This is a genomic window from Streptomyces sp. NPDC001027 (assembly GCF_040299045.1).
Classification (GTDB): domain Bacteria; phylum Actinomycetota; class Actinomycetes; order Streptomycetales; family Streptomycetaceae; genus Streptomyces.
In genome coordinates, this window is the sequence record NZ_JBEPBI010000594.1 from 1 (window position 1) to 1,272 (window position 1,272).

The 1,272-nt window shown below is 71.5% G+C and carries 1 protein-coding gene; it reads right to left on the reverse strand.

Annotated features, from left to right (window positions below; translation table 11 throughout):
• Positions 1 to 1,272, reverse strand: a 1,272-nt coding sequence (locus ABT300_RS44180; RefSeq protein ID WP_351688860.1) for a non-ribosomal peptide synthetase, incomplete at both ends; no start/stop codon positions are given.

A 1,272-nucleotide genomic window follows, 5' to 3' on the forward strand; every position in this document is an offset into this window, starting at 1 on the left:
GTCGGGGCATGGGCGTGAGGGGGGTGCGGGCGGTCTCGGCGCCCGTGAGGCGGGCGGCGAGGGCCGCGACGGTCGGGGCCTCGAACAGGGTGCGGATCTCCGTCTCGACACCCAGAACGGTGCGGATACGGCTGACGAGGCGCACCGCGAGGAGGGAGTGACCGCCGAGCTCGAAGAAGTCGTCGTCGACACCGACGCTGTCCAGGCCGAGGACCTCGGCGAAGGCCAGGCAGAGCAACTCCTCCTGCAGACTCGCCGCGCGGCGGCCGGTACCGGCCGAGGAGTTGCCGTAGTCCGGGGCGGGCAGGGCCTTGCGGTCCAGCTTCCCGTTCCCGGTCAGCGGCAGCTCGCCCAAGACCACGACCGCCGACGGCACCATGTGCTCCGGCAGACGCCGCGCCATGAACTCACGTACCGCGGCAGGCAGTCCGCTGCTGTCCTCATCCGGATCGTCCGCGACCACATACGCCACCAGACGGGTCTCCCCCGGAACGCCCTCACGGGCGACGACCGCCGCCTGCGCGACCAACGGGTAAGCAGCGGCGACGGACTGCACCTCGCCCAGCTCCACGCGATAACCACGAACCTTGACCTGCTCGTCCGTGCGGCCCAGGAACACCACCCGACCGTCGGCCGTCCAACGGGCCCGGTCACCCGTGCGATACATCCGCGCACCCGGCTCGAACGGATTCGCCACGAACCGCTCAGCCGTCAACCCGGGGCGCTGGACATAGCCGCGCGCCACCTGCGCACCCGCGACGTACAGCTCACCGGCCACGCCCACCGGTACCGGACGCAGAGCCTCGTCCAGGACGTAGAAGCGGGTGTTGCCCACCGGCGAGCCCACCGGGACCAGGCCCACGCCCGCATCGTCCGCGCTCAGGCGGGTGGTCGCGACACCGATGGTCGTCTCCGTCGGACCGTAGTGATTGAACACCCCCGCCTCACCGGCGTGTTCCACCAGTTCACACACCAGCTCCGGCGAGGCCGCCTCACCGCCCAGGACCAGCGAACGGGCCGGCAGGACACCCTCCGCCCCGGCCACGGAGGCCAGCGCGGCCAGGTGCGAGGGAACGGCCTTGAGGAAATCGATCGAGTGCTCGGTCAGGTAACCGGCCACCAGCGCCGGGTCGGTGACCGCTTCCTCGGGCAGGACATGCAGCTCGCCACCGGTCGCCAGGCTCGCGAAGACCACCGTGTTGCCCAGGTCCGTGGCCTGCGCCTGAAGAAGGGCATACCGGCCGCCCGGCACATCGAACCCGACCCGGCCGG